4 protein-coding genes are annotated in these 3408 nt (G+C 63.7%); all 4 read left to right on the forward strand.

From position 1 onward, the window contains the following. The first annotated feature begins 105 nt into the window (after positions 1 to 105). The 4 genes from CWO89_RS42070 to CWO89_RS42085 all read left to right on the forward strand — a co-directional run bounded on the left by CWO89_RS42070 (position 106) and on the right by CWO89_RS42085 (position 3265). Entirely contained in the window at positions 106 to 837 is a 732-nt protein-coding gene (locus CWO89_RS42070) for an amino acid ABC transporter permease (RefSeq protein WP_130584105.1), read from the forward strand. A 1-nt stretch (position 838) separates the two neighbouring features. Then, positions 839 to 1531 (forward strand): amino acid ABC transporter permease, encoded by a 693-nt coding sequence (locus CWO89_RS42075; protein ID WP_130584106.1) that lies wholly within the window; start codon positions 839 to 841, stop codon positions 1529 to 1531. An 8-nt stretch (positions 1532 to 1539) separates the two neighbouring features. Next, positions 1540 to 2271 carry an amino acid ABC transporter ATP-binding protein gene (locus CWO89_RS42080; RefSeq protein ID WP_130584107.1) on the forward strand — a complete coding sequence of 244 codons (732 nt, stop codon included), beginning with the start codon at positions 1540 to 1542 and terminating at the stop codon, positions 2269 to 2271. A 136-nt stretch (positions 2272 to 2407) separates the two neighbouring features. Beyond that, positions 2408 to 3265 (forward strand): D-amino-acid transaminase, encoded by an 858-nt coding sequence (locus CWO89_RS42085; RefSeq protein ID WP_130584108.1) that lies wholly within the window; start codon positions 2408 to 2410, stop codon positions 3263 to 3265. Positions 3266 to 3408 lie beyond the last annotated feature (143 nt).

The raw sequence follows: 3408 nt of genomic DNA on the forward strand, positions 1-3408 counted from the left end.
ATGAGGAGTGAGGGCTTCGGGATGAGGGACAGGCAGGGACTCGGCCATCTCAGGTGGCCCGGCCATTGCATGGGCGGGCCGGGCGTATAGCGGAACGGGGGAGCTTTGAACTACCACTGGAACTGGCAGATCTTCTTCGAGCCGAATCCGACCGGCAGCGGCACCTATCTCGACATGCTGCTGTCAGGGTTGGCGCTGACGATCAAGACCGCGCTCATGGCCTGGATCATCGCGCTGGTGTTCGGCTCGGTGGTCGGCGTGCTGCGCACGCTGCCGTCGAAGGTCGCGGGCTGGATCGGCTTCTGTTATGTCGAATTCTTCCGCAACATGCCGCTGCTGGTGCAGCTCTTCCTGTGGTTCTTCGTGCTGCCGGAACTGTTGCCGCGCGCGGCGGGGCTGTGGCTGAAGCAAATGCCGAATGCGCCGTTCTGGACGGCCTCGATCGGGGTCGGGCTGTTCATGTCGGCGCGCGTTGCCGTGCAGCTTGCCGCCGGTATTGCCTCGCTGCCGCGGGGGCAGAAGCAGGCGGCGACCGCGCTCGGGCTGACGACGGCACAGACCTATCGCTACGTGCTATTGCCGATGGCCTATCGGATCATCCTGCCGCCGCTGACCTCCGAATTCCTCAACACCGTGAAGAACACGGCCGTGGCGATCACCATCGGGCTGATCGAATTGACCGGGCAGGCGCGCGCGATGCAGGAATTCTCCTTCCAGGTGTTCGAGGCCTTCACGGCCGCGACCATCATGTATCTCCTGGTCAATATCGTCGTCGTCACCGGCATGCGCTTCCTGGAACGCAAGGTCGCGATCCCCGGCTATATCGCGGGGAAATAGCATGTTCGGCAGCTTCGATTTCGATGTCATCCGCCGCTCGCTGGCCTATCTTTTCATCGACGGCATGACGTTCACGCTGACGCTGACCGCGCTGTCGGCGCTGGGCGGGCTTGTGTTTGGAACGCTGATCGCGCTGATGCGCTTGTCCGGCTTCAAGCTGCTCGGCCGCATCGCCGGGCTCTATGTCGACTTCATGCGCTCGCTGCCGCTGGTGCTCGTGATCTTCTGGTTCTATTTCCTGGTGCCCTATATCGGGCAGTGGCTGACCGGCGCGTCGCGCCCGATCAGCGTCGGTGCGTTCGCCTCCTCGCTCATCACCTTCATCATGTTCGAGGCCGCCTATTTCTCCGAGATCATGCGCGCCGGAATCCAGTCGATCTCGCGCGGCCAGCCGGCGGCGGCAAGCGCGCTCGGCCTGACCTACGCGCAGAGCATGCGCTACGTCGTGCTGCCGCAGGCGTTCCGCAACATGCTGCCGGTGCTGCTCACCCAGACCATCGTGCTGTTCCAGGACACCTCGCTGGTCTACGTGCTGTCGATCCCGGATTTCCTCGGCGCCGCCAGCAAGGTGGCGCAGCGCGACGGACGGCTGGTCGAGATGTACCTGTTCGCGGCAGTGGTCTATTTCACGATCTCCTGCCTTGCCTCCTTCGGCGTCCGCCGCCTCCAGGCGCGCATCGCCATCGTCAGGTAACCAATCGCATGATCGAACTTCGCCACGTCGACAAATGGTACGGGCCGACCTTCCAGGTGCTCAAGGACTGCACCACCAGCGTCGCCAAGGGTGAGGTCGTGGTGGTCTGCGGCCCCTCCGGATCGGGCAAGTCGACGCTGATCAAATGCGTCAACGCGCTGGAGCCGATCCAGGGCGGCGAGATCATCCTTGACGGCATCAAGGTCAACGATCCCAAGACCAACCTGCCGAAACTGCGCGCGCGCGTCGGCATGGTGTTCCAGCACTTCGAACTGTTTCCGCATTTGCGGATCATCGACAATCTCTGCCTGGCGCAGGAGAAGGTGCTGGGCCGCAAACACGACGAGGCAGTGGCAAAGGCCATGAAGTTGCTCGATCGCGTCGGGCTGAAGGAGCATGCGAAGAAATATCCGGCGGAGCTTTCCGGCGGGCAGCAGCAGCGCGTCGCGATCGCGCGGGCGCTGGCGATGGACCCCGTCGCGATGCTGTTCGACGAGCCGACCTCGGCGCTCGATCCGGAAATGATCAGCGAAGTGCTCGACGTGATGGTCGATCTCGCGCGCGAGGGCATGACCATGATGGTCGTCACCCACGAAATGGGCTTTGCCAGCAAGGTCGCCCATCGCGTGATCTTCATGGACCAGGGCGAGATCGTCGAGGATGCGCTGAAGGCTGATTTCTTCGGCAAGCCGCGCAGCGACCGCGCGCAGAAGTTTCTGTCGAAGATTTTGCAGCATTAGCCCCCCGCTGTCATTCCGGGTTCGCGCTTCGCGCGCCCCGGAATGACGGCGAGAGAGTTGGGACGGAAGGTCTATCGGCATCAGCGAATTGCGTATAGAAAACCTGGTCGCATCACTACGTCCGGGGAGACTTCGCTTGGAAAAGATCGCTTACGTCAACGGCTCCTATGTGCCCCTTTCGGAGGCCAAAGTGTCGGTCCTCGACCGTGGCTTCCTGTTCGCCGATGGGATCTACGAGGTGGCCGCCGTGCTCGACGGTAAGCTGGTCGACAACGCCTCGCATCTGGCGCGGCTGGAGCGCTCGGTCGGCGAGATCAGGCTGGAACTGCCGGAAACCATTGCGCGGATCCAGGAAATCCAGAAGGAGCTGGTGGCGCGCAACAAGCTCGTCAACGGCATGGTCTATCTGGAGGTGACCCGCGGCGCCGATACCGGCCGCGATTTTGCTTTTCCCAAGGGGGTGAAGCCGACGCTGGTGATGTTCACCTCCGAGAAGGACATCGTCGGCGCGCCCTCGGCCAGGACTGGCATCAACGTGATCACCGTGCCTGACATCCGCTGGGAGCGGCGCGACATCAAGAGCGTGGCGCTGCTCGCCCAGGTGCTGGCCAAGCAGGCGGCCGCCGAAGCCGGCGCCGGCGAGGCCTGGATGATCGAGGACGGCAAGGTCACCGAGGGCGGCTCGTCCTCCGCCTTCATCCTGACCCAGGACGACGTCATCGTGACCCGGCAGAACGGCAGCGAAATCCTGCCCGGCTGCACCCGCAAGGCCGTGGTGGCGCTCGCCGAGGAGCGCCAGCTCCGGGTCGAGGAGCGTGCGTTCTCGATCGAGGAAGCGCTGGCCGCCAAGGAAGCCTTCATCACCAGCGCCAGCCTGTTCGTGCAAGGGGTGGTCGCCATCGACGGCAAGAAGGTCGGCAATGGCAAGCCCGGTCCGATGACGGACCGCCTGCGCGAGATCTATGTCGAATTCGCCAAGGCGACGGCGGTGTAGGCGCTCCGCTGCCCAGACTCCGATGTCATCGCCCGCGAAGGCGGGCGATCCAGTATTCCAGAGACGTCAGTGCTGGATCGAGAAGCCGCCGGTTACTGGATGCCCGCCTTCGCGGGGCATGACGGTGGAGAGCTGGTCCTAGC

Origin of the sequence: Bradyrhizobium sp. Leo170 (assembly GCF_004296405.1) — a bacterium.
Classification (GTDB): domain Bacteria; phylum Pseudomonadota; class Alphaproteobacteria; order Rhizobiales; family Xanthobacteraceae; genus Bradyrhizobium.